The 23680-nt window shown below is 69.7% G+C and carries 23 protein-coding genes; 12 read left to right on the top strand and 11 right to left on the bottom strand.

Annotated elements, in window-relative coordinates; all coding sequences use genetic code 11:
• Positions 1 to 73: 73 nt before the first annotated feature.
• On the top strand, positions 74 to 1816 hold the full coding sequence (gene lysS, locus OG504_RS23880; protein WP_405991646.1) for a lysine--tRNA ligase: 1743 nt from the start codon (positions 74 to 76) through the stop codon (positions 1814 to 1816).
• Positions 1817 to 1909: 93 nt separating this feature from the next.
• On the opposite strand, the gene OG504_RS23875 is transcribed toward lysS, so the two are convergent.
• The 3 genes from OG504_RS23875 to OG504_RS23865 all read right to left on the bottom strand — a co-directional run bounded on the left by OG504_RS23875 (position 1910) and on the right by OG504_RS23865 (position 5373).
• Positions 1910 to 3241 carry a DUF2637 domain-containing protein gene (locus tag OG504_RS23875; RefSeq protein ID WP_405996411.1) on the bottom strand — a complete coding sequence of 444 codons (1332 nt, stop codon included), beginning with the start codon at positions 3239 to 3241 and terminating at the stop codon, positions 1910 to 1912.
• 199 nt (positions 3242 to 3440) lie between these two features.
• Positions 3441 to 4379 carry a DUF3558 domain-containing protein gene (locus OG504_RS23870; RefSeq protein WP_405991645.1) on the bottom strand — a complete coding sequence of 313 codons (939 nt, stop codon included), beginning with the start codon at positions 4377 to 4379 and terminating at the stop codon, positions 3441 to 3443.
• Positions 4380 to 4512: 133 nt separating this feature from the next.
• A complete protein-coding gene (locus OG504_RS23865) occupies positions 4513 to 5373 on the bottom strand; it encodes a DUF3558 domain-containing protein (RefSeq protein ID WP_405991644.1) in 861 nt (286 codons plus the stop codon).
• A gap of 270 nt (positions 5374 to 5643) precedes the next feature.
• On the opposite strand from OG504_RS23865, the gene OG504_RS23860 reads away from it, so the two are divergent.
• The gene (locus tag OG504_RS23860; protein ID WP_405991643.1) at positions 5644 to 6837 is read left to right on the top strand and encodes an RtcB family protein; all 1194 of its coding nucleotides are present in this window, start codon (positions 5644 to 5646) and stop codon (positions 6835 to 6837) included.
• A 42-nt stretch (positions 6838 to 6879) separates the two neighbouring features.
• Here OG504_RS23860 and OG504_RS23855 read toward each other — a convergent pair whose 3' ends face one another.
• Positions 6880 to 7680: an LAGLIDADG family homing endonuclease gene (locus OG504_RS23855; protein WP_405991642.1), complete on the bottom strand. Its 801-nt coding sequence runs from the start codon at positions 7678 to 7680 to the stop codon at positions 6880 to 6882.
• Positions 7681 to 8101: 421 nt separating this feature from the next.
• On the opposite strand from OG504_RS23855, the gene OG504_RS23850 reads away from it, so the two are divergent.
• Positions 8102 to 9469, top strand: a complete 1368-nt coding sequence (locus OG504_RS23850) for a hypothetical protein (RefSeq protein WP_405991641.1) — start codon at positions 8102 to 8104, stop codon at positions 9467 to 9469.
• 147 nt (positions 9470 to 9616) lie between these two features.
• The gene (locus OG504_RS23845) at positions 9617 to 10933 is read left to right on the top strand and encodes an alpha/beta hydrolase-fold protein (RefSeq protein WP_405991640.1); all 1317 of its coding nucleotides are present in this window, start codon (positions 9617 to 9619) and stop codon (positions 10931 to 10933) included.
• Positions 10934 to 10966: 33 nt separating this feature from the next.
• Here OG504_RS23845 and OG504_RS23840 read toward each other — a convergent pair whose 3' ends face one another.
• From OG504_RS23840 to OG504_RS23830, 3 genes are all read right to left on the bottom strand, one after another.
• A complete protein-coding gene (locus OG504_RS23840; RefSeq protein ID WP_405991639.1) occupies positions 10967 to 11161 on the bottom strand; it encodes a hypothetical protein in 195 nt (64 codons plus the stop codon).
• The gene (locus tag OG504_RS23835; RefSeq protein WP_405991638.1) at positions 11161 to 11937 is read right to left on the bottom strand and encodes an SDR family NAD(P)-dependent oxidoreductase; all 777 of its coding nucleotides are present in this window, start codon (positions 11935 to 11937) and stop codon (positions 11161 to 11163) included. Before OG504_RS23835 ends, OG504_RS23840 begins: the two co-directional genes overlap by 1 nt.
• 94 nt (positions 11938 to 12031) lie before the next feature.
• Positions 12032 to 12367, bottom strand: coding sequence for a YnfA family protein (locus OG504_RS23830; protein ID WP_366435880.1), 336 nt, complete (start codon positions 12365 to 12367; stop codon positions 12032 to 12034).
• Positions 12368 to 12491: 124 nt separating this feature from the next.
• Here OG504_RS23830 and OG504_RS23825 point away from each other — a divergent pair, with 124 nt between their 5' ends.
• From OG504_RS23825 to OG504_RS23810, 4 genes are all read left to right on the top strand, one after another.
• Positions 12492 to 12968: a hypothetical protein gene (locus OG504_RS23825; RefSeq protein ID WP_405991637.1), complete on the top strand. Its 477-nt coding sequence runs from the start codon at positions 12492 to 12494 to the stop codon at positions 12966 to 12968.
• Between the two features lie 110 nt (positions 12969 to 13078).
• Positions 13079 to 13552, top strand: coding sequence for a MarR family winged helix-turn-helix transcriptional regulator (locus tag OG504_RS23820; RefSeq protein ID WP_405991636.1), 474 nt, complete (start codon positions 13079 to 13081; stop codon positions 13550 to 13552).
• Positions 13553 to 13744: 192 nt separating this feature from the next.
• Positions 13745 to 14293 carry a DUF1062 domain-containing protein gene (locus tag OG504_RS23815; protein WP_405991635.1) on the top strand — a complete coding sequence of 183 codons (549 nt, stop codon included), beginning with the start codon at positions 13745 to 13747 and terminating at the stop codon, positions 14291 to 14293.
• 203 nt (positions 14294 to 14496) lie between these two features.
• Positions 14497 to 15045 carry a hypothetical protein gene (locus OG504_RS23810; protein ID WP_405991634.1) on the top strand — a complete coding sequence of 183 codons (549 nt, stop codon included), beginning with the start codon at positions 14497 to 14499 and terminating at the stop codon, positions 15043 to 15045.
• Here OG504_RS23810 and OG504_RS23805 read toward each other — a convergent pair.
• The 4 genes from OG504_RS23805 to OG504_RS23790 form a co-directional block, all read right to left on the bottom strand.
• A complete protein-coding gene (locus OG504_RS23805) occupies positions 15014 to 15712 on the bottom strand; it encodes a response regulator (protein ID WP_405991633.1) in 699 nt (232 codons plus the stop codon). The genes OG504_RS23810 and OG504_RS23805 overlap by 32 nt on opposite strands.
• The gene (locus OG504_RS23800; RefSeq protein WP_405991632.1) at positions 15709 to 16866 is read right to left on the bottom strand and encodes a sensor histidine kinase; all 1158 of its coding nucleotides are present in this window, start codon (positions 16864 to 16866) and stop codon (positions 15709 to 15711) included. Before OG504_RS23800 ends, OG504_RS23805 begins: the two co-directional genes overlap by 4 nt.
• 131 nt (positions 16867 to 16997) lie before the next feature.
• Positions 16998 to 18512: an MFS transporter gene (locus tag OG504_RS23795; RefSeq protein WP_405991631.1), complete on the bottom strand. Its 1515-nt coding sequence runs from the start codon at positions 18510 to 18512 to the stop codon at positions 16998 to 17000.
• Between the two features lie 59 nt (positions 18513 to 18571).
• Positions 18572 to 19384 carry a DUF6597 domain-containing transcriptional factor gene (locus OG504_RS23790; protein WP_405991630.1) on the bottom strand — a complete coding sequence of 271 codons (813 nt, stop codon included), beginning with the start codon at positions 19382 to 19384 and terminating at the stop codon, positions 18572 to 18574.
• A gap of 104 nt (positions 19385 to 19488) precedes the next feature.
• Here OG504_RS23790 and OG504_RS23785 point away from each other — a divergent pair, with 104 nt between their 5' ends.
• The 4 genes from OG504_RS23785 to OG504_RS23770 all read left to right on the top strand — a co-directional run bounded on the left by OG504_RS23785 (position 19489) and on the right by OG504_RS23770 (position 23607).
• On the top strand, positions 19489 to 20592 hold the full coding sequence (locus OG504_RS23785; RefSeq protein WP_405991629.1) for an LLM class flavin-dependent oxidoreductase: 1104 nt from the start codon (positions 19489 to 19491) through the stop codon (positions 20590 to 20592).
• Positions 20589 to 21185 carry an FMN reductase gene (locus tag OG504_RS23780; RefSeq protein WP_405991628.1) on the top strand — a complete coding sequence of 199 codons (597 nt, stop codon included), beginning with the start codon at positions 20589 to 20591 and terminating at the stop codon, positions 21183 to 21185. The genes OG504_RS23785 and OG504_RS23780 overlap by 4 nt, the downstream gene beginning before the upstream one ends.
• A gap of 196 nt (positions 21186 to 21381) precedes the next feature.
• Complete coding sequence (locus tag OG504_RS23775) at positions 21382 to 22161, top strand: response regulator transcription factor (RefSeq protein ID WP_405991627.1); 780 nt, start codon at positions 21382 to 21384, stop codon at positions 22159 to 22161.
• A complete protein-coding gene (locus tag OG504_RS23770; RefSeq protein ID WP_405991626.1) occupies positions 22162 to 23607 on the top strand; it encodes an ATP-binding protein in 1446 nt (481 codons plus the stop codon). It begins immediately after the preceding gene.
• Positions 23608 to 23680: the final 73 nt, after the last annotated feature.

Here is a 23680-nt window from a genome sequence, read left to right as displayed (position 1 = left end):
TGCTGGCTCGCCTGGGACAATGAAACGGTCAGTCGTGCGACCGTACCGGCTGCCCCGTGTCAGAAAGAAGGACGTGCCGATCGTGGCTCAGAGCACCGAGACCACCGACTGGGTCTCCCGTTTCGCGGATGAGGTCATCGAGGAGTCGGAGCGTCGGGCCCCGGGCAAACCGGTCGTCGTCGCGTCCGGGCTGTCCCCCTCCGGGCCCATCCACCTCGGGAACCTCCGCGAGGTCATGACCCCGCACCTCGTCGCCGACGAGATCCGCCGCCGGGGTCACGAGGTCCGGCACCTCATCTCCTGGGACGACTTCGACCGCTACCGCAAGGTGCCCAATGGGGTCGAGGGCGCGGATGCGAGCTGGGCCGAGCACATCGGGAAGCCGCTGACCTCGGTACCCGCCCCGGCCGGGTCCGCGTACCCGAACTGGGCCGAGCACTTCAAGGCCGCCATGGTCGCCTCCCTCGCCGAGCTGGGCGTGGAGTTCGACGGGATCAGCCAGACCGCGCAGTACACCTCCGGCGTGTACCGCGAGCAGATCCTGCACGCCATGAAGCACCGCGGTGACATCGACGCGATCCTCGACCAGTACCGCACCAAGAAGGCCCCGGCGAAGAAGCAACAGCAGAAGGCTGTCGACGCCGCCGAGCTGGAGGCCGAGGCGGGATCCGGCGCGGCCGAGGAGGACGACGGCAGCTCCGGTTCCGCCGGCTACTTCCCGTACAAGCCCTTCTGCGGCAGCTGTGGCAAGGACCTCACCACCGTCACGGCGTACGACGACGACACCACCGAGCTGACGTACGTCTGCACGGAGGACGGCTTCACCGAGACCGTCCTGCTCAGCGAGTTCAACCGCGGCAAGCTGGTCTGGAAGGTCGACTGGCCCATGCGCTGGGCCTACGAGGGCGTCATCTTCGAGCCCTCCGGTGTCGACCACACGTCTCCCGGCTCGTCCTTCCAGGTCGGCGGGCAGATCGTCGGGATCTTCGGCGGCGAGCGGCCCATCGGGCCCATGTACGCCTTCGTCGGCATCAGCGGCATGGCCAAGATGTCCAGCAGCATGGGCGGGGTCCCCACCCCGGCCGACGCGCTCCAGATCATGGAACCGCAGCTCCTGCGCTGGCTCTACGCCCGCCGCCGCCCCAACCAGTCCTTCAAGATCGCCTTCGACCAGGAGATCCAGCGCCTCTACGACGAGTGGGACAAGCTCGACGGGAAGGTCGCGGACGGGTCCGCCCTGCCCGCCGACCTTGCCGCGCACTCCCGTGCCGTGCGTACCGCCGCCGGTGAACTTCCCCGCACGCCCCGCCCGATGCCGTACCGGACCCTCGCGTCCGTCGCCGACATCACCGCGGGCGACGAGGAGCAGTCGCTGCGCATCCTCAGCGAACTGGACCCCGCCCACCCCCTGTCCACCCTCGACGAGGTCCGCCCCCGGCTCGACAAGGCCGAGGCCTGGATCAACACGCACGTCCCCGCCGACCAGCGGACCATCGTGCGCGAGGAACCCGACACCGAACTCCTCAAGTCCCTCGACGAGCCCTCCCAGCAGTCGCTACGGCTCCTGCGCGACGGCCTCGCCGACCACTGGTCCCTGGACGGCCTGAGCCACCTCGTCTACGGCGTCCCCAAGGTCCAGGCCGGCTTCTCCGCCGACGCGACCGCCAAGGAACTCCCGCCGGAGATCAAGACCGCCCAGCGCACGTTCTTCGCCCTCCTCTACCACCTGCTGGTCGGCCGCGACACCGGCCCGCGTCTGCCCACGCTGCTCCTCGCGGTCGGGCAGGAGCGGGTGCGGAGGCTGCTGGGGGAGTAGCACCCCGGCCAGTCGGCTCTACGACGATGAGGGCGCTCCGAGCTGCTGAGCTCGGGGCGCCCTCATCGTCGTAGGAGATCGGACCGGAACCGCTTACGCGATGTGGTCCTCCTGGAGTTCCGCCGTGTGGCGGTTGGTGAAGCGCTTGGCCATGCGGTCGGCGTCGCGGTGCGGGAGCGTGATGCCGTAGGTGGCCTCCACGTCGTCCCGGAACTGGCCGCCGGTCGGGTAGCTGCCGTCTATCGACTTCTTGAAGATGAGGTAGTAGTCGTCCTCGGACGGCTCGGTGCCGCCGCCCGCGCCCAGTTCACGGGTACGGCCGGGGCCCGCCGGGATCGGGAACGTGCCGGTGTCCTCGGGCGAGGGCTCCGGCTCGGGGAGCGGCGGCTCCTCGAACTGCTGCTGGGGGAAGGCCTGTTGCTGCGGGAACGGCTGCTGTTGCTGCTCGAACCGCTGCTGCTCCTCCTCGTACTGCTGGAACTGCTCGGCCTGTTGCTGCTCCGCGTACCACTGCCGGTAGGCCGTGTCCGGGTCGTACGTCGGGTCGTAGCCGCCCTGGTACGCCACCGTCTGCGGGTCCCGCGAGTGCAGCCACGGGTTCTGCGGCTCGGCCTGGTCCCGCGACTGCTCGTGCCGCTCGTTGCCCTCGGCGGCCGGGAGTTGCTCGCGGACCGGTGCCGGGGTGTTCTGGACGGCCGGTGCCGCCGGCTGCTCCTGCTCGCGGACCGGCTCCAACTGCGGGGCCGGGGGCAGCAGTACGGGCTCGATGCCCGCCGCCGCCAGGCCCGAGGGGGCCGTCTCCGCGAGGGGGACGCCGTAGCGGGCCAGCCGCAGCGGCATCATCGACTCCACCGGGGCCTTGCGGCGCCAGGCGCGGCCGAAGCGGGAGTGCAGGCGGGCCTGGTAGACGAGGCGGTCCTGCTCCAGCTTGATGACCTGCTCGTAGGAGCGCAGCTCCCACAGCTTCATGCGGCGCCAGAGCAGGAACGTCGGGACGGGGGAGAGCAGCCAGCGGGTGAGCCGGACGCCCTCCATGTGCTTGTCGGCCGTGATGTCGGCGATCCGGCCGATCGCGTGCCGGGCCGCCTCCACCGAGACCACGAACAGGATCGGGATCACCGCGTGCATGCCGACCCCGAGCGGGTCGGGCCAGGCCGCGGCGCCGTTGAACGCGATCGTCGCGACCGTCAGCAGCCACGCCGTCTGGCGCAGCAGCGGGAAGGGGATCCTGATCCAGGTCAGGAGCAGGTCGAGGGCGAGCAGGACACAGATGCCCGCGTCGATGCCGATCGGGAAGACGTACGCGAAGTTCCCGAAGCCCTTCTTCAGGGCGAGCTCGCGCACGGCGGCGTACGAACCGGCGAAGCCGATACCGGCGATGACGACCGCACCGGAGACGACCACACCGATGAGTACCCGGTGCATACGTGTGAGCTGAATGGGTGCGGACACCCGGACTCCCCTCCCCTTACATGTTGTTGCGCGCAACAGGGTGGCACATGTGTGCGGCGTCCCGGGTGCCGGTCCGTCAGGAGCCCGGTCCGCGACAGGGCCGGGCTCCGTCAAAGGGCTGTGCTGACCTGCGAGTTGGGGTCCGGAGACGAACCGGATGTGAAATGTGCGGTCAGCTCTTGTCGGCGGCGGAAGAGGCGGAGGAGGAAGCGGTGGCCGCCGGGGCCTTCGCGTCGGACTTCGCCGCGGACTTGGAGGCGGACGGGGAGGCGGACTTGGTGGGAGCCTTGGAGGGTGACTTCGAGGGCGTGCTGCTCGCGCCGCCCGAGCCGGAGCCCGAACCCGCGTCCCCGCCCGTGCCGTTGGCCGACGTGACCGCCGCCACGGCCTCCTTCACGGCCTTCTCCGCCGCCTTCGTCAGCGTGTCCGCGCTCGGGGCCTTCTCGCCCGCGAGGCCCGCGCCGTTGTAGTCGATCGTGACGACCACGTTCTCGACCCGCGCCACCACCGTCTGCTGCTTGAAGGCGCCTTCCTTCTTCTTCAGGTCGTAGCGCACCGCCGTCGCCTCGGCGCCCGCGCCCGCGACCGGCTCCGACTTGGCGTTCTTCGCGCCGGTGACGGACTGCGCCTCCTGCACCTGCTTCGCGTAGTACGCGGCGGCCAGCTTGTCGCCCTCGCCCTGCGTCTGCGAGGAGTCGAACCGCAGCAACGACACGTTCAGCCAGCGGAACTGCGACCCCTTGACCCCGTTGTTGTCCAGGCTCGTCCAGGAGCAACTGCCGCGCGACGCCGTGTCGCTGGAGGTGCCCTCCTTGCCCGACTTGGCGCCCTTCGGCACCAGATCGGTCAACGTCTTCTTCGACAGCACCGCACACGGCTCGGGCAGCTTCTGGTACGCCGCCGCCTGCACCGTCGGAGCGGCGGTCGCGTCGGCGGACGTCGTCGCACCGGGGCCGGTCGTGTCCTTGCCCGCGCCGTCGGCGGAGCCGGAGTCCGAGGAGCAGCCGGCCGCGATCAGCATCACCGGAACGGCCGCCGCGCAGACAAGGACGCGGCTCAGACGCTTCGCCCGCTGCTGGTCACTCCGGTCTCGCTGTGCTGGTTGATGCATGGTTCCTTCACTCATGACGCTCGTGGTTCCTGCCGTCGGATCGGGTCCGAGGGGCCACGGTACGCGGTGAGTCAGCTGTGCGGTCTCCGTTCACGGCCTTTGCGCGACCCCGCGAACGGCCCTCCCGAACGCCTCAGCCGTTGAGCGAGTCGGCCAGCTGCGCGGCCAGTTTCCGGGCCCTGTCCTGCATCTTCTGGCTGTCCGGCACGACACCGACCGTCGCCGGCTGCTCCTCGTACTCGATGGTCACAATGACGTTGGACGTGCGAAACACCACAGTCACCGTGCGCTGTTGAGCCGTCGAACCGGAGCTGCTCAACGCGTCGTCGAGGAACGCCTCGTCGCCGAGACCGGAGAGGGCGCGGGGTTCGAGACCGGTGGGGGAGGCGGAGGGGGAGGCCGACGTCGAGCTGGAGTCGGAGGCGGACGCGGAGGACGAGGACGAGGACGACGGGGTGGCGGAGGGTGTCGTGGAGTCCGACGCCGAGTCGGACGCCGACGCGGAGTTCGACCCGGTGCCCGACGCCGTGGCGCTCGCCGTCGGCTCCGGGAGATCCGCCGCCGTCTCCTTCGTCGCGAAGATCGTCTGCGCCTGGTTGTCGTCGCTCACGGCGTTGTCGTAGGACACCACCCGCTCGAAGTCGACCAGGAGATGGTCGGTCGCCTCCGTGGACTCGACCTTCCAACGGCAGCCGACCTTGCGGTCCGTGTCGTACGTCAGTGTCGCGTCGCCCGCGTACGCCGCCTCGCGCTGCTCCGCGTCGGCGATCTGCTTGATGCCGGGGAGCAGGGAGTCGAGGGTGCCCTGACTGACCGCCCCGCAGGGCTCCGGAAGCGTGCGGTACTTGCCCGGCTGGGCCACCGCCGTCGCCGTACCGGCCTCGCCCGGGTTCGCGTCGTCCGTCGTACCGCTGTCGGTCGAGCCGCTCGTGCAGCCGGCCAGCAGCGCCACGAGGAGCGCGGCGGTGCCGGGTACGTACGCCTTCCGCTGCACGGTCGGGCTCCTCTCGACGGTGTGTCGGGTAGGTGTCGGGTGTCGGGTGCCGGCGGTGTTCCGCGCCCCTCGACCCCTTGAACGATCCAAGGTCTGCCAGTGTCCCCGCTGGTTAATCGCTTGCCGCACCGGGGGACCCCCTGGAGACAATGTCTATCGCACGCACAGCCGTGGATGCCGGTCCGCTGTCCCTTTCGTTGACCTTGGCGCAGGTTTTGCGATGTATGGCTTTTGACTTTTTTTGATTGTTTCCGGGGGAATGAGGACGCTATGTCGTACGTGGAGATGCCGGGCGCCAAGGTACCGATCCGCATGTGGACCGACCCGGCGTCGGTCGAGGAGGGCGCGCTCCAGCAGCTGCGCAACGTCGCGACCCTGCCGTGGATCAAGGGCCTCGCGGTCATGCCGGACGTGCACTACGGGAAGGGCGCGACGGTCGGTTCGGTCATCGCGATGCAGGGCGCGGTGTGCCCCGCGGCGGTGGGGGTCGACATCGGCTGCGGAATGTCCGCGGTGAAGACGTCACTCACGGCGAACGATCTTCCCGGCGATCTGTCGCGGCTGCGGTCGAAGATCGAGCAGGCGATTCCGGTGGGGCGGGGGATGCATGACAGTCCTGTGGAGCCGGGGCGGTTCTACGGGCTGGCCACTGGGGGGTGGGACGACTTCTGGGGGCGGTTCGACGGGGTAGCCGAAGCGGTCAAATTCCGTCAGGAACGTGCACAAAAGCAGATGGGAACGCTCGGATCCGGCAACCATTTCACAGAAGTGTGCATAGATGGCGACGGTTCGGTCTGGCTCATGCTCCACTCCGGGTCCCGGAACATCGGCAAGGAACTCGCCGAGCACCACATAGGTACGGCGCAGAAGCTCCCGCACAACCAGGGCCTGGTCGACCGTGATCTCGCCGTCTTCATCGCGGACACCCCGCAGATGGCGGCGTACCGCAACGACCTGTTCTGGGCGCAGGAGTACGCGAAGTACAACCGCACGATCATGATGGCGCTCCTGAAGGACGTGATCCGCAAGGAGTTCAAGAAGGCGAAGCCGACGTTCGACGCCGAGATCTCGTGCCATCACAACTACGTGAGCGAGGAGCGGTACGAGGGCGTCGACCTGCTGGTCACCCGTAAGGGAGCGATCCGCGCCGGCTCCGGCGAGTACGGGATCATCCCGGGCTCCATGGGCACCGGTTCGTACATCGTGAAGGGCCTCGGCAACGAGAAGTCCTTCAACTCGGCCTCGCACGGCGCCGGTCGGCGCATGAGCCGTACCGCGGCCAAGCGTCGCTTCTCGACGAAGGACCTGGAGGAGCAGACGCGGGGTGTGGAGTGCCGTAAGGACTCCGGCGTCGTGGACGAGATCCCGGGCGCGTACAAGCCGATCGAGCAGGTCATCGATCAGCAGCGGGACCTTGTCGAGGTCGTGGCGAAGCTGAAGCAGGTCGTGTGCGTGAAGGGTTGATGTGTGAGGCCCCGGCCAGAGTCCGGGGCCTCACACATCGAGTCACCGAGGGTTTGGCATGGGGGCCTGGCCGGTTCGCAGGCGCCAAGCGCGGAGATTGCAGCTTTGGGCTGTCCTGCCCAGTTTCTCCGCTGCTGCCGATGGGCTGTTGAGTTCCAGAAGGATTCGGTCCTCCCATTCCTCCCAGCGGCGTGTGGTGTAGGCGGCTCGCATGTCAGAAGGGCGTAGCCAGGTGTCGATCGACTTGGCGGCTGCGTGCTTTCGCTCCAGGGACAAGCAACCTGGGTAGTAGAGGTGAGCTGCCAGTTTTTGGGCGGTCTCCATCATGTAGAGGACGTTGTAGATGTCGTCGCGGGTGTTGCGCTTGATGAGGCGCTCGGCGCCCGTGACCTCCTGTGCGTAGTGGCCCAGGTAGGTGGCGATGGCCGTGCTTGCTGTAGTGAGGGAAACGAACGGGAAGCCCTTGTTCATGTAGCCCACCGAGCCGTCGGCGTCGATGATCCCCCTGAGGTAGTCACGGTGTGAGAACTCGCCGTGAGGTGGCGCGATCGTCTTCGATTTACGGCCGTACGGCAGGCCGAGTTCGTTGAGTGTGGTCCGAGCTTCGAGGGAGTACAGGCTCCAGAGCGCCGCATGGTGAGACTCGGCGAAGTTCGTCGACCGCGTGCGCTCGGTGATGCTGCTTTTGTGCGGTGTCAGTTTCTGGAACTCACGCAGGAGACCGATGTCCCGCGCGCTGATCTCGACCGTCAGTCGCCCTCGTTGCCTCGACTGTTGGTACAGATGCCCGTCCGCCTGCAAGAACCCGAACATGTACGCGTACTCAGGGACTGTCAGGTCCATGAACCGGTGAGCGATAGGCTCGCAATCAGCCACAGGGAAGGTCCACTTCCGTGCTGGTCAGGCCCTCGTTCGGGATGGCAGTCCCGGGTGGGGGCCGTCGTGTTGATGTTGTGGCGCGAGCCTAGGTCGACTGTTCGGACGCCGCGCGGGTGATCGACACGGTTCACCCGTGTGGGCTGACCGAGGGGGGTGCGGAAAGTCAAGGTGGCGGCCGCTCTGAGATCGCTCTGGGGTCTCTCTGATGCCGCTGTGAATTCGCGTCCTATTGCTATGAATTCCAGCCAACGTCGCACGTCAAAATGCATACGTCATTCGCGAAAGCATTGATTGCGCGCGCCCCTCATTGTTGCCCTCGAAATTCGCTGTGATGCTGCCCGGCAGTTGGTCCCACCCCCACCCGCAGCTTCTCGGAGGACAGCACATGCGTGAACAACACCAGAATCAGAGTGAGTTGAGCCGGCGGACCGTCGTGGCCGCCGGTGCGGTCACCGCCCTCGCGGCGACCGCACTCGGTACTGCCACTTCCGCGCAGGCCGCCACGAAGGCCACCGGTGGGCTGAAGGTCGGTGTCGGGAAGGCCGCGTTCACGCCCGGTGCCTCGCTGCTGCCGTTGGACAGCTTCACCGCCGTGCACGACGACCTCAACGTCCGTGTCCTGCTGGTGGAATCCGGGTCCCGCCGTATCGCGCTGGCCGTGCTGGACCTGACCTCGATCAGCGCGGAGGCGGTCGCGCTGATGCGGGACGCGATCACCGCGGCGACCGGTACAGCCACCGCGAACATCATGGTCACCGTCACGCACTGCTTCTCCGCGCCGCACGTGCAGGCGAGTTCGTCCTCGGCCGGTGCCGCCGCGTACGTGCAGAACATCGTCGCCGCCACCAAGTCCGCGGTCGCCGACGCCGTGAAGAACCTCCAGGACGCCGAGGTCGGCTACGGCTCCGGCAGGTCCGACGTCAACGTCAACCGCAACGTCCTCACCGCCGACGGCTATTGGCTCGGCGTGAACGAGCAACTGCCCTCGGACAAGGGCGTGTACGTCGCCCGCTTCAACGACCTCGACGGGAACCCGATCGCCGTCCTGACCAACTACAACGTGCAGTCGTGCGTGATGCAGGACTCGGTCATGGCCGACGGCACCCTGCCGATCTCCGCCGACCTCGCCGGCGCGGCCGTAGCCCACGTCGAGGCCCAGTACCCCGGTGCCGTCGGCTTCTGGCTCGTCGGCGCGTGCGGTGACCAGTTCCCGGCGTACCGGTCGAAGCGGTACACGATCGACAAGGACAAGGGCTGGACCTACGGCGTCGATCTGCACGACGCCGGATTCGCGCTGCTGACCGCGCAGGGCGAGCGGCTCGGCGACGAGATCGTGCGGGTGGCGCAGGGGATCGGCAAGTACGAGAGCGGCAAGCAGGTCGTCGTGCGGCTCGTCACCGACGACATCACCACGACCCAGGTCACGGGTCCCCAGGCCAGCGCGCCCACCAAGTCCGTCACCTTCACCCCCACCGGCACCGCCCAGGTGCCGATCTGGGTCTTCCAGGTCGGCAAGGGCGTCTTCGCGGGCGTGGAACCGGAGTTGTCCACCTCGACCGCGAACGCGATCCGCGAGAACTCGTCCTTCTCCAGCACGTTCGTCATGTCGATGTTCGAGGGCGGCGCCAAGAACATGCCCGACAAATGGAATTTCGACCACGTCACCTATGCGGCGGTCGACGGTTTCTACATCAAGGGCACCGCGGAGAAGGCTGTGGCGCGAATCGATCGCATCATCAAGTCCTTGAACTGAATCCGGGTGAGGTGAATGGAGATGCGGATAATGACCACAAGGCGTGCCTTTTTAGGGCGGGTTCTGGGGGTGGCGGCGGTGGCCACGACGGGGCTTGCCGCGTGCGATTCGGATTCGGGCTCGGATTCGGGGAGCGGTACCGGCCACATGCAAAGCGCCACCGCGATCACCAAGGTCTACGGTGACGGCCAGAAATTCATCGCGGTCGCCGTCGAGTACGACACGGAGATCGACACGTCCAAGCTCTCGGCCTCGTCCTTCAAGGTCGAGGGCCGGAGCGTCACGAAGGTCTACGCCAACACCGGTGCGGCGACGGCGGATCAGGGCACAGACGGGAAGTACGTCATCGTCGAGCTGTCCCCCGACGACAAGAGCGCGCTGCTGTGGGGAGGCGTGGGGTCGGGCGAGGGCGCCCCGGGAACCGCCCAGCCGTCGGCCTCGGCTACGGCTACGGCTACGGCGTCGAGCGCACCCTCGGCGTCCTCCTCGAGCAGCCCCTACGTCATCCCCGGTCCCCAGGTGGGCTCGACGGGCGGACCGGCCACCATCAAGGCGGCGAAGGGCACCGTCACCCAGGCAGGCACCGTCACGACCACCGGCGGCACCGGCTACCCCGCCGGCGGCACCGGGCTCGGCACCAGCAGGACGGTGAACCTGATCGTCGACGACTTCGAGCAGTTCACGTACAAGGACTCGAAGACCGGCAGGTCGCTGCCGTACAACCTCTACATCCCCAAGGGCTACGACCGGACCAAGTCCTATCCGCTGGTCCTCTTCATGCACGACGCGAGCCTGATCACCACCACGGTGCGGGCGACGCTGGTGCAGGGCCTGGGCGCGGTGTGCTGGGCGTCCCCCGAGGACCAGGCCGAGCGCCCGGCGTTCGTGCTGGCACCGCAGTACCCGGAGGTGGTCGTCGGCGACGACTACAAGCCGACGGCGCTCTTCGACACCACCGTCGACCTGGTGAAGGCGCTGACCGCGAAGTACAGCATCGACACCGATCGCCTGTACGCCACCGGCCAGTCCATGGGCGCGATGATGACCCTGGGCCTGAACATCAAGTACCCCGACCTCTTCGCTGCCTCATGGGTCGTCGCCGGCCAGTGGCCCGCCGCGCAGGCCGCGCCGCTGGCGAAGAAGAACCTCTGGGTCACCGTCTCGCAGGGTGACACCAAGGCCTATCCCGGAGAGAACGCCATCATGGCCGTCGTGGAGAAGGCCGGGACGAAGGTCAGCCGCGCGGTCTGGGACGGCCAGTCCGGTGCGGCGGAGTTCGCCGCGGACGTGAAGGCCATGGTGGCCAAGGGCACGACGGTCAACTACGCCACGTTCAAGAAGGGTTCGACCCTGGCCGGAGGACTGGCGAACGCGCACGGCGTGGAGCACAACTCGACGTGGCCGATCGCCTACACCATCGAGGACATCCGGGCGTGGATCTTCGCGCAGCGGAAGACCGGCTAGCGGAGACCTGGAGGCTCGACTGCCGGGCCGCGCCTACTTGTTCGGGGCGTGCATCACCGCGTAGATCATCACGAACGCGACGAGGTGGATGCCGAAGAGGAAGTAGCCGAGGAAGTACCAGACCTTGCGTTCGTTCCTGGTCTCCTCGGCCAACCGGCGCTTGTCCAGGGCCTGTTGGGAGTTGTCCGGGCCAACTGGACCGGCCGGGCCGCCCTCTTCGTCGGGCATCACAGCTCCCGGTGGACCTTGGTGTTGGAGGCCTGGGCGCGGGGGCGGACGACGAGGAGGTCGATGTTGACGTGGCTGGGGCGGGTGACCGCCCAGGTGATGGTGTCGGCCACGTCGTCGGCGGTGAGCGGTTCGGCGACGCCCGCGTAGACCTTCGCCGCCTTCTCCGCGTCGCCGCCGAAGCGGGTCAGCGCGAACTCGTCCGTCCTGACCATGCCGGGCGCGACCTCGATGACCCGCACCGGGGTGCCGACGATCTCCAGCCGCAGCGTCTCGGCGAGGACGTGGGCGCCGTGCTTGGCGGCGACATAGCCCGCGCCGCCCTCGTACGTGCCGTGTCCGGCCGTGGAGGAGACGACCACGACCGTGCCGTCGCCGCTCGCGGTGAGGGCGGGGAGGAGGGCCTGGGTGATGTTCAGGGTGCCGAGGACGTTCGTCTCGTACATCGTGCGCCAGTCGGCGGGGTCCCCGGTCGCGACCGGGTCGGCGCCGAGCGCGCCGCCCGCGTTGTTGATCAGGACGCCGATGGTCTTGAAGGCCGTAGCGAACTCGTCGACGGCGGCGCGGTCGGTGACGTCCAGGGCGTACGCCGTGGCCTGGCCACCGTTGCCGTTGATCTCCTCCGCGAGTGCCTCGATACGGTCCTTGCGGCGGGCGGTGAGGACGACGCGGTAACCGGCCGCGGCGAGCTGCCGGGCCGTGGCGGCGCCGATTCCACCGCTCGCCCCGGTGACGACCGCGATACGGGAGGCGGCGGACGGTGCGGCGGGGGCCATGGGCTGCTCCTCGGGAATGATCAACGAGACCGTGTGGACGAGATCGTATGTACGACTCCGTCCAGGATAGGGGGGCCGGTTCCGGGGGGCCGGGTCAGTTCCCTCTGGGCGCCCACATGATCACGGCCATCCCCGCCAGGCAGATCAGGGCGCCGGTGATGTCCCAGCGGTCGGGCCGGTAGCCGTCCGCGATCGCGCCCCAGGCCAGCGAACCGGCGACGAAGATCCCGCCGTAGGCCGCGAGGATGCGGCCGAAGTGGGCGTCGGGCTGGAAGGTGGCGACGAAGCCGTAGACGCCGAGGGCCATGATCCCGCCGCCGATCCACAGCCAGCCGCGGTGTTCGCGCACCCCTTGCCAGACCAGCCAGGCGCCGCCGATCTCGAAGACGGCGGCGACGACGAAGAGGGCTGCGGAGCGGAGGACGAGCATGCCCGTCATCAGATCACGCGGCTGTCACCTGATGGACGGCGCCTGTCGCCCGCTCTGCGTGGGATACATCCGTACGACCACGGTGGCGTGGTGCAAGGGCGCGGCGTACTGAGGAGCGGATCGCATGCGGGTACTACGGGTACTACGGACCCTCGCTGTAGGGGGTGCCGCGCTGGCGGCGATGGGCGCGGCCCCGGCTCACCCTGACATCCCCGGCCCGGAGGCGGATCTCGCCTACCACGGCTCCGCGACCATGACCGGCGGCCGTGTCGACGTGCGGTTCACCCCGCGCAACCACGGTCCGTCCGCGGTGCCCGACGCGACCGTACGGCTGCGCTGGTCGAAGCCGCTCGCGGACGCGCAGACGCTGCCGGAGGGGTGCGCGCGGTCGGGGGAGCGGGTGGTGGTGTGCCGGACGGGGGCGCTGGCCGCGGACGCGGTGGGCGAGCGGATCGAGGTGCGGGTACGGCTGCGGGACGCGTCCTCCGAGGTGCTGCTGGAGCTGGACACGGTGTGGGGCGGGGGCGCGGTGGACGGGAACCGGGCCAACGACCAGCAGCGGGTGCTCGTCCTGGACACCGGTGACACCTACTACTTCTGAGCCACACCCGTAGGACCGAGGAGCCACGCCCGCGACCACGTCGTACGATCTCGATCTCCGCACGGCACGTACGGCACGTGCGGAACGGGACAGGCGACGAGGGGTGCGAGATGTCCGGGAACGCGCGGGCGCGGCTGCTGGACGAGTTGTCCTCCGTATCGCGCCGGTACATGGCGTCGTACGCCCTGTTCAACCAGGCCGTCGCCGACCGGCTCGGGCTGCACCCCACCGATCTGCAGTGTCTGAACCTGCTCACGCTGGAGGCCGGGCCCGTGACCACGGGCCGGGTCGCCGAGCTGACCGGGCTGACGACCGGGTCGGCGACCCGGCTCGTGGACCGGCTGGAGCGGGCCGGGTACGTCGTCCGGGAGCGGGACGCGGAGGACCGACGGCGGGTGCTGGTGGCGACCGTGCCGGAGAAGATCACCGAGTTCGGGCGCATGTGGAACCGGCTCGGCGGCGGCTGGTTCACCCTCTTCGACGAGCTGGGCGACGCCGAACTCGCCGTGATCGTCGGCCACATGAGGCGGACGGTGGAGTTCAGCGGGAAGCAGATCGCGCGGCTGCGCGCGGGCGACGTGTAGCGCCGCGCGCGCCGAAAACCCGTTGAGCGGCGCCGTCGCGCGCCGTTATCGTCCTGCCGAATCCAGTCGTCTGGGTGAGGACGTGCCCTTGTACACCGTGTGAGACCCCCCGAGTGCTGATCTGTCGCGCGTCGCGCCTGTGCGCCGCGCCCCTTTCCGCTGCGGACTTCTCACTGGAACCGGTGTACTTCTGTGCTCGCGACCTGGTTTGTCATGCCCACCTGCCTTCCGCTCGTCCTCCGCCGTTGCCACGCGTGCGCGTCCGAACGCTTCCGGGCGCACGGCAGGTTCCGCGTCAACGCCCACCACAAGCTCATCGACGCCTGGCTCCTCGCGCTCTGCACCGGCTGCGGGGACACCACGAAGATCACGGTCCTGGAACGGGCGACCGTGCGCTCCGTACGACCCGTCCTGCTGGACCGGTTGCACGCCAACGACCCTGCCCTGGCAGCCGAGTTGCTTCAGGATCCGGTCCTACGGCGCCGTAACCGCATCGCCCTCGACTGGGACGGCGCCTGGCGTCTCGACACCGGCGGAACGGACTGCCCGGACCGTGAGGTGATCGACATATCGGTGCGTTTCGCGGCGCGGATACCGGTCCGGCCGGTGCGGCTGATCGCCGAGGGCTTCGGTCTGTCGCGGGCCGAGGTCGGGAGGCTGATCGAGGAGGGGAACCTCGTGTCGGCGGTCCGGCTGAGCGCCAGACTCGCCGGCGACTTCACCTTCACGCTCAAGGGCTGAGCACTTCTCGGGACCCGGGGCCTGCCCGGCGGGATCCGATCCCGCCGGGCAGGCCCTGAGAGCCCCTTAGGGGGAGGCTCCACCTCGCGTCTCCACCCGGAAATCCACCCGTGGGTCCGGGAGCTTTCCCGGCTTCGGCGGGAGAGTCGGACTCAGGAAAACGCGAGGCGGGGACACCGCCGGGAACCGAGGAGTGCGACGTCATGACGGACATGGAGCAGGCGCTGACGATCAGCGGGGGCATCTTCGCGGTGATGATGCTGACGCAGTACGGGCGCCGGAAGTACGACCTGCACAAGGTGCTGATGCCGATCGCCACGGTGTCCGCGATCGGCTACTTCTATCTGAAGGGGATGCCCACCCAGCACGTCGACGTGATCGTCTACCTGGTGGGCGCCGCGATCGGACTCGCCTGCGGAGTCGTCGCCACGTTCACCACCGGCGTGGAGCGCGACCCGGCCTCGGGCCACGTCCACACCCGGTGCGGCGTGGGGTTCGTCGCGATCTGGACGGTGGTGGTCGCGGCGCGCGTCGCCTTCATCTACGCCGCCGAGCACAACACCTGGTTCCGCGACCACCTCGGCACGTTCATGACCGAGCACCAGATAGTCCAGGACGCCATCGCCCCGTTCTTCGTCATCATGGCGCTGGCCATGGTCCTCACCCGGGTGTTCCTGCTGCTGGCCCGCGTGCGGTTCCTGGCGCCGGCCGGGGCTGCCCTCAGCCAGGGGTCTTCACCAGTCCGTGGATGAACGCGTACTTCACGGCATGCGCCCGGTCCCGCAGATGCGCTTTGGAGAAGAGGTTGTTGATATGGGTCTTCACCGTGGCCTCGCTCACCACCAGCCGCTCCGCGATACCCCGGTTGGTCAGGCCCTCGCCGATCAGCGTGAGGACCTCGACCTCCCGGGGCGTGAGATCCGGGGCGAGTCCGGCGCCCGGCCGCTCGACGGGGGCGCCGCCCCGCGCGGCCGCGGCGACGAGCCGGTCCCGTACGGCGGGGTCGAGCACGGACTGCCCGGCCGCCGCGACCCGCACCGCGCGGGTGATGTCCTGCCGGCCGGACTCCTTGGTGAGGTAGCCGCGGGCACCGGCACCGAGCGCGGCGAGGATGTACTCCTCGTCGGCGAACGTGGTCAGCACGACGACGGCGACCTGCGGGAAGCGCTCGGTGAGCAGCCGGGTGGCCTCGACCCCGTCCATCCGCGGCATGTTGAGATCCATCAGGATCACGTCCGGGGAGTGCTCCTCGGCGGCGAGCACGGCCTCCCCGCCGTCCTTCGCCGTCGCCACGACCTCCACGCCGGGCTGCAGATCCAGTACGGTCGCCAGCGCCTCGCGGACGGCGGTCTGGTCGTCGGCCACCACCACTCGTACGACGGCCCGCTGATCGCCCTGACCTTGCTGCTCGTCGCTCATCCCGGGATCACCACGCGCACTCGCCATCCTCCTGCGTCGTCGCCGTCCACGATCGGCCCGGCCGTGACCGTGCCGCCCACCAGGTCGAGCCGCTCGCGCATCCCGACCAGCCCCATCCCGCTCCCGGCACCGGCCAACGGCCGCGAGCCCTCCGGCGGCGCGGAGTTGACCACCTCGAAGACGGTCTCGTCCGGGAGGTACTCCAGGCGCATGCGGACCGGGGCGCCGGGCGCGTACTTGTGCGCGTTGGTCAGCGCCTCCTGGGCGCAGCGCACGATCACCTGGGCGAGGCGGACGGGCAGTTCACGCTGCGGCCCGTCGACGGTCAGGGTACCGGCGTCGGACACGGAGTCGAGCATGGACCGCAAGGTCTCCACCAGCGGCAGCGCGTCCTCGCGCAGGTCCCCGACCGTGCGCTGCACCTCGGTCAGCCCCGAGCGCACCAGGCTCTGTGCCCGCTGGGCCGCCTGCCGGGCCCGTTCGACGTCACCGGACTCCAACAGGGCGTCGGTGACCTCCAGTTGCATGTTCACCCCGGCCAGGGAGTGGGCCAGCACGTCGTGCACGTCCCGGGCGATCCGGGCCCGCTCGGCGAGTGCCTCGGCCCGCGCCTCCGCCCGCGAGGCCAGCTCCGCCTGCTCGGCGGCGGCCCGCGCGGAGCGCAGTGCGGCCGTGTGGGCGCGGTTGGAGAGCCCGACCAGCACGCTGACGCCGGTGAAGGCGCCCACGAGCCACGAGGTGCCGTGGTTGCCCCACGGCAGGAGCAGCACACCGGCGCACAGGGCGCTGGTGCACGCGGCGAAGGGCAGCGAGCGGCTGCTGTCGAGGCGGTATCCGGCATGGCCGGTGGCGAAGTACGCGAACAGGGCCGAGGCCCCCGAGCGGTCCAGGCCCATCAGCGCGGCGGCCCCGGCCGACCAGACACACAGCACGGCGAACTGCGGCCCCGGCGCCAGCCGCCCCTCCGGGATCAGCCGCGTGCACGTCATCAGCGAGACCAGGACCAGCAGACACAGCACGGCGAGCCCGGTCCCGGAGAACCCGATGGGCCGCACCGCGATCGCTCCGACGACGATGGCGGCGGCGGTGCCGAAGACCTGGATGGGGTTGTTGTCCGCCGTGAACCACCGAATAGCGCTCTGAGTTCGGTTCACCGGGGGCTCTCTTCCCGCTGTCGCTGTCGCTGTCGCTGTTGCTGTGACTGTCGCTGTTTCCGGGGACGGTGACCGCCGCCGCCTTCCGACCGCTGCGAAAGCTACCAGCGTGCGGGCGTGCCCGTCGGCGCTCAGTGACCATGGTCCGCCGGTGCCGAGCGCGGCAGCAGCCGTACGAGACACAGGCAGAGGGCGACGGCCGCGCCGACCACACCCAGGCTCACGAGCAGCGCGTGGGTCGTACCCCCGCCGACTGCCGCGAAATACACGGTGGTCACGGCCGCCGCGCCGATCGCGTTGGCCAGTTGCTGCACCGCGTTGAGCGAGCCGCTCGCGCTGCCCGCCTCGGCCGGTTCGATGTCGCCGATCGTGACGTCGTAGATCGTGCCGAAGCAGGTGCCCATGCCGAGGCCGACGAGGAGGAGGGGCGGGACGAGAGCCCAACCGCCGACCTCCGTACCGGAGTTGGCGACCAGTGCGGCGAGGTGGCCGCAGCCCGCCAGGATGATCAGCAGGCCGGTGGCGGCGAGGCGGCGGCCGTGGCGGTGGATGAGCCGGTAGCAGGCGATCGACGCGACGACGATGCCGGCGGAGAGCGGGATCAGGCCGAGGGCGGTGCCCGCGGGGGAGCGGCCGAGGCCTTGTTGGAAGTAGAGGGAGATGACGTAGAGGAGTCCGGCGACCGCGGCGAAGGCGACGACGCCGAGGAGGAGGCCGGCGGTGAAGCCGCGGTTGTGAAGGAGGGAGGGGCGGATGAGCGGTTCGGGTGCGGTGCGCTGGCGGTGGCAGAACCCGGCGAACAGGGCGAGGCCGAGGAGCAGGAGGGCGAGCGCGGGTCCGGTCCAGCCGTGTTCGGAGCCGTAGATGATCCCGCCGAGCAGGCCGAGCATGGCGCCCGCGATCAGGGCCGAGCCGGGGCCGTCGACGGGGGCGGTGCCGTCGCCGGTGTCGTGGGGGAGGAGGCGCAGGGCGGCGAGGAGGGCGGCGCCGCCGAGGAGGAGGTTGATGAGGAACATGGGGCGCCAGCCGAGGCCGCCGAGATCGGCGTCGACGAGGAACCCGGCGAGGATCGGCCCGCCCACCGCCGACAGCCCCATCACCGGCCCGAACAGGCTGAACGCCTTGCCGATCTGGTCGCGCGGCCAGCTCGCCCCGAGGATGCCGAAGCCCTGCGGGATGAGCAGCGCCCCGAAGGCGCCCTGTACGAGCCGGGCGACGACCAGGAACGCGGGGCCGGGAGCGAGACCGCAGGCCAGGGACGCGACGACGAACCCCGCGAGCCCGACGAGGAAGACCCGCCGCCGCCCGTACCGGTCGCCGAGCCGTCCGCCGGGGACGAGGAGGACACCGAGGGCGAGGGCGTAGGAGGCGCCGAGCCACTGGACGAGGGCGGAGCCGCCGCCGAGGTCTCTGGCGATGGTCGGGGCCGCGATGTTGGTGATCGTCGAGTCGAGGAGGTCGAGGATGTCGGCGGCGAGGACGACGGCGAGGATCGCCCAGCGGGTGCGGGCGGGGAGGGGAGGTTTTTCGGTGTGTTCGGGGCCTTCGGGTGCTCCGGGGCCTTCGGGTGCTCCGGGGCCTTCGGGTGTTCCGGGGCGTTCGGGTTCTCCGGGGTCATTGCTTGCGTCGCGCATTGTCTGTGTCACGCAAATAAATGTGCGTGAGGAGGCCTTCGCCGGTCAACCGGATTAACGCGATGCGTTGGTCAGCGCACGCCCTGTACGCCCTGCGCGTACGCCGTCGGTGTCACCCCGACCGTCGCGGTGAAGTCCCGGACCAGGTGGGCCTGGTCGGCGTAGCCGAGGTCGGCGGCCAGGCCCGCCCAGTCCACGGGTTCCTCGGCGCCCGCGCGCTCCAGGGCCTCGTGGATGCGGTAGCGCAGGATGACCCACTTCGGGCCGACGCCGACGTACGCGGCGAAGAGGCGTTGCAGCAGCCGTACGGACAGGCCTTCCGCGTGGGCGAAGTCGGTCACGCGGCGGATCGTGCGGTCGGTGCGGATGCGGTCGACCAGGGTGGTCGCGAGGTCGGCCTGCGGGTCGGGACGGGGGTCGAGGGTGAGGAGGAAGGCGTCGAGCGCGGCGACGCGGGCGGTCTCGTCGGGCGGGTCGAGGACCGTGGTCGGGTCGATGTCCGGGAACACGTCGGGCTGCCGGACTCGCAGGCCGGTCCATGCCGACACCGGGCGGTCCGGGGCGACGGAACGGAAGGCGCCGGGGCGGAACTTGATGCCGCAGACGCGTCCCCGCCCCTCCAGCTTCTGGGCGAAGAGGCCGTTCGGGATGCCCGCGATCTCGACGAAGGCGTCCTCGCCGGCGAGGCGTTGGAAGACGATGTGCACGGCCGGGTGCGGGACGACGTGGGAGACGTAGGGCTCGGTCAGGTCCCAGTCGATCAGCCAGTAGTGCTCGATGTGGGGGCGGAGGGGTTCGGCGGGTTCGGGGCGGCGGAAGTGCACGTGGGTGAGGAGTTCGGCGGGGTCGACGATTCCTCGGGTGTCGCGGTGCGGGACGGCCATGTACGGATCGTAGAACCGCCCACTGACAGTGCGCGGAATATGTGTGAGGGGGTGGCCGTTGGGGGGTATAGTTGAATAATCAACAACCTGGAGGGTGAACGACCATGCAGTTCGGGATCTTCAGCGTCGGCGACGTCACACCGGACCCGACCACCGGACGGACGCCGACCGAGCGTGAGCGCATCAAGGCCATGGTCGCCATCGCGCTGAAGGCCGAGGAGGTCGGGCTCGACGTCTTCGCGACCGGTGAGCACCACAACCCGCCGTTCGTGCCCTCGTCGCCCACCACGATGCTCGGTTTCATCGCGGCCCAGACCGAGAAGCTGATCCTCTCCACCTCCACCACGCTCATCACCACCAACGACCCGGTGAAGATCGCGGAGGACTTCGCGATGCTCCAGCACCTGGCCGACGGCCGGGTCGACCTGATGATGGGCCGTGGCAACACCGGCCCGGTCTACCCCTGGTTCGGGCAGGACATCCGCCAGGGCATCAACCTCGCCATCGAGAACTACGCCCTGCTGCGCCGCCTCTGGCGCGAGGACGTCGTGAACTGGGAGGGCAAGTTCCGCTCCCCGCTCCAGGGCTTCACGTCGACGCCGCGTCCGCTGGACGACGTACCGCCGTTCGTCTGGCACGGCTCGATCCGCAGCCCCGAGATCGCCGAGCAGGCGGCCTTCTACGGCGACGGCTTCTTCCACAACAACATCTTCTGGCCGGCCGACCACACCAAGCGGATGGTCGAGCTGTACCGGGAGCGGTACGCGCACTACGGCCACGGCACGCCGGAGCAGGCGATCGTCGGGCTCGGCGGCCAGGTCTTCATGCGCAAGAACTCCCAGGACGCGATCCGGGAGTTCCGCCCGTACTTCGACAACGCTCCGGTCTACGGCCACGGGCCCTCCCTGGAGGACTTCACCGACCAGACCCCGCTGACCGTCGGCTCCCCGGAGGAGGTCATCGAGAAGACCCTCGCGTTCCGGGACTACGCCGGTGACTACCAGCGTCAGCTGTTCCTGCTGGACCACGCCGGGCTCCCGCTCAAGACGGTCCTGGAGCAGCTCGACCTGCTGGGCGAGGAGGTCGTACCGGTGCTCCGGAAGGAGTTCGCGGCGAATCGCCCGGCGGATGTGCCGGACGCGCCGACCCACGAGTCCCTCAAGGCCGCCAAGGCAGCCGAGTCCGCTCAGGAGGTGAGCGTCGCATGAAGCTCGTAGTCGTCTCGGCGGGGCTGAGTGTGCCCTCGTCGACCCGCCTGCTGGCCGACCGCCTGGCCACCGCCACGGCAGGCCGTACGGCGGCGGAGATACAGGTGGTGGAGTTGCGCGACCTCGCCGTGGAGATCGCCCACAACCTCACCAACGGCTTCCCGGGAAAGAAGCTCGCGGCCGCGCTCGACACGGTGACGGAGGCGGACGGCCTCATCGCCGTCACGCCCGTGTTCTCGGCGTCGTACAGCGGACTGTTCAAGTCCTTCTTCGATGTGCTGGAGAAGGACGCGCTGGTCGGAAAGCCGGTGCTCATCGCGGCGACGGGCGGGAGCGCGAGGCACTCCCTGGTCCTGGACCACGCCCTCCGCCCCCTCTTCGCCTACCTCCGAGCCGTGGTCGTCCCGACCGGGGTCTATGCCGCCTCGGAGGACTGGGGCGCGGAGGGCTTGCCGGAGCGGATCGAACGGGCGGCGGGCGAGCTGGCGGCCCTGATGCGGGGCCTGTCGACAACGCGCCCGGCGAGCAAGCCGACGGTCGTACCGTTCACCGACCAACTAGCGGCGCTAAACATCAGCCCGTCCGGCGTTTGAGGACGAGGCCCCTTCAGGGCCGAGGGGGGTCTGGGGGCGCAGCCCCCAGGGACGGTCACCCCGAGGCACCCGACAGTGAGAAGACGGTAGGAGCCAAACCCGGGTTGCGCCCACCTCGGTGAGAGCCAGGTAAAAAGGGTGATCGTAGACCTGCCCCCACCGGTCAACCGCCGGAGGCCTTGGCACACTGGGTGCCGTGCCCCAGACTGTGCTGCTCGCCGAAGACGACCGTGCCATCCGTCATGCCCTGGAGCGGGCCCTGACCCTGGAGGGCTACCAGGTGACCGCGGTCGCCGACGGTGTCGAGGCGCTCGCGCAGGCGCACCGCACCCCACCGGACGTGCTGCTTCTCGACGTGATGATGCCCGGCATCGATGGCCTCCAGGTCTGCCGGGTGCTGCGCGCCGAGGGCGACCGCACCCCGATCCTCATGCTGACCGCCCTGGTCGAGACGGCCGACCGCATCGCGGGCCTGGACGCGGGCGCCGACGACTACGTCGTGAAGCCCTTCGACGTGGAAGAGGTCTTCGCGAGGCTGCGCGCCCTGCTCCGCCGCACCAGCCCGGTCCCGGCGAACGGCATCCCCGGAACCCCCGGCACGGCCACCGCCTCCGGCGCCTCCACGGACGTACTACGGGACGGCCCGCAGGCGGCGTACACGACCACGCCCGCCGACAAGCAGATCACCGCGGCCGGCCTCCGCATGGACCTCCAGGCGCGCCGCGTCTGGCGTGACGAGCGCGAACTGGAGCTGACCCGGACCGAGTTCGAGCTCCTCGAACTGCTCGTGCGCAACGCGGGCATCGTCCTGGACCACTCCACGATCTACGACCGCATCTGGGGCTACGACTTCGGCCCCGGCTCCAAGAACCTCGCCGTCTACGTCGGCTACCTGCGCCGCAAGCTCGACGAGCCCGGCGCGCCGCAGCTGATCCACACGGTGCGTGGCGTGGGTTACGTGCTGCGGGAGGACTGAGTGGGCCGCCTGCGGCGGTTCGTGGCCACCAGGCGACCCAGACTGGTTTCACTCCGCACCACGTTCGTGCTGTCCTTCGCGGCGGTGACCGCGGCGGTCACGCTACTCGTCGGCGTGCTGTCGTACGGCGCGGCGGCCCGGCTGGTCCGGGTCGACCAGGAGTCCGTGTTCGACCAGGTCGTCCAGGATCTGCAGGACGAGGTGCGGACCCACCAGATGACGACCGACGACTTCTCCTCCTCCGCACCCGGCCACGACATCGTGCGGCCGGCCCGTACGGATGTGCAGGTGCTCGGGCGGGACGGCGGGGTTCTCGACAGCGGGAGCCCGGCGCTGCCCGTGACCGGTGACGACCGGGCGATCGCGGGGGACCGGATCGCCGGGAAGACGGTGGAGCACAAGGACGTCGCCGTCGGCGAGGACGTGTACCGCATCGCGACGGTCTCGCTCGGCGCCGGGCGGGGCGCGGTGCAGGTCGCGCAGGAGTTCAGCGACACGGAGGATCTGCTGCGGGCGTTGCAGCAGCGGACGTTCGTGCTGATGGCGGCCGTGGTGGTGCTGGCCGGGCTGTGCGGCTGGTGGCTGGCGCGGCGTATCACCCGGCGTCTGATCATCCTCACCGCCGCCGCCGAGGACGTGGCCCGCACGCGTCGCCTGGGTGTCCAGGTCCCGGTCACCGGCTACGACGAGGTGGGCCGCCTGGGCCGCGCGTTCGACCGGATGCTCGGCCGCCTCGCGCAGTCGGAGGAGGACCAGCGCCGTCTGATCCAGGACGCGGGCCACGAACTCCGCACCCCGCTGACGTCGTTGCGGACCAACATCTCCCTGCTGCGGCGGATCGACGAGCTGCCGCCCGCCACGCGCGAGGAACTGGTCGCCGACCTCTCGCTGGAGGCCCGCGAACTCACGGACCTGGTCAACGAGTTGGTGGACCTGGCGGCGGGCCAGTCCGACACCGAACCGCCCCAGCAGGTCGACCTCGCCGACATCGCGGAGGACGTGGCGGGCCTCGCCCGTCGCCGCACCGGCCGTGACGTCACGGTCCGCGCGAGCGGCGACACGACGACCGACGGCCGCCCCGGCATGCTCCAGCGCGCGATCTCCAACCTCGTCGAGAACGCGGCCAAGTTCGACCGGGCGGGGCAGACCCCGATCGAGATCTCGATCTCGGGCCCGGCCCGCCCGGGTACGGTCCGCGTGGAGGTCCTGGACCGAGGCCCCGGAGTCTCGGAAACCGACCTCTTCCGCATCTTCGACCGCTTCTACCGCGCGGCCGACGCCCGCTCCCTCCCCGGCTCGGGCCTCGGCCTCTCGATCGTCCGCGAGGTGGCCCTGGCCCACGGCGGAGCACCGTTCGCGCTGCAGCGGGAGGGCGGCGGGGCGGTGATCGGGTTCACGGTGGGCGGCGTGACCGGGCCGGGAACCGGGCCACGCGGCCGCGGCTGACGGTTTCGGGGCGGGGGGGGAGGATGGGTGTCTCAGAAAAGTGTGACAGTTTCTGGGGAAGTGTCACACTTTT

This window comes from Streptomyces sp. NBC_00986, assembly GCF_045162565.1.
GTDB lineage: Bacteria > Actinomycetota > Actinomycetes > Streptomycetales > Streptomycetaceae > Streptomyces.
Note: the sequence above shows the minus strand (reverse complement) of the source record. Positions and strands in the feature narration are given on the sequence as shown.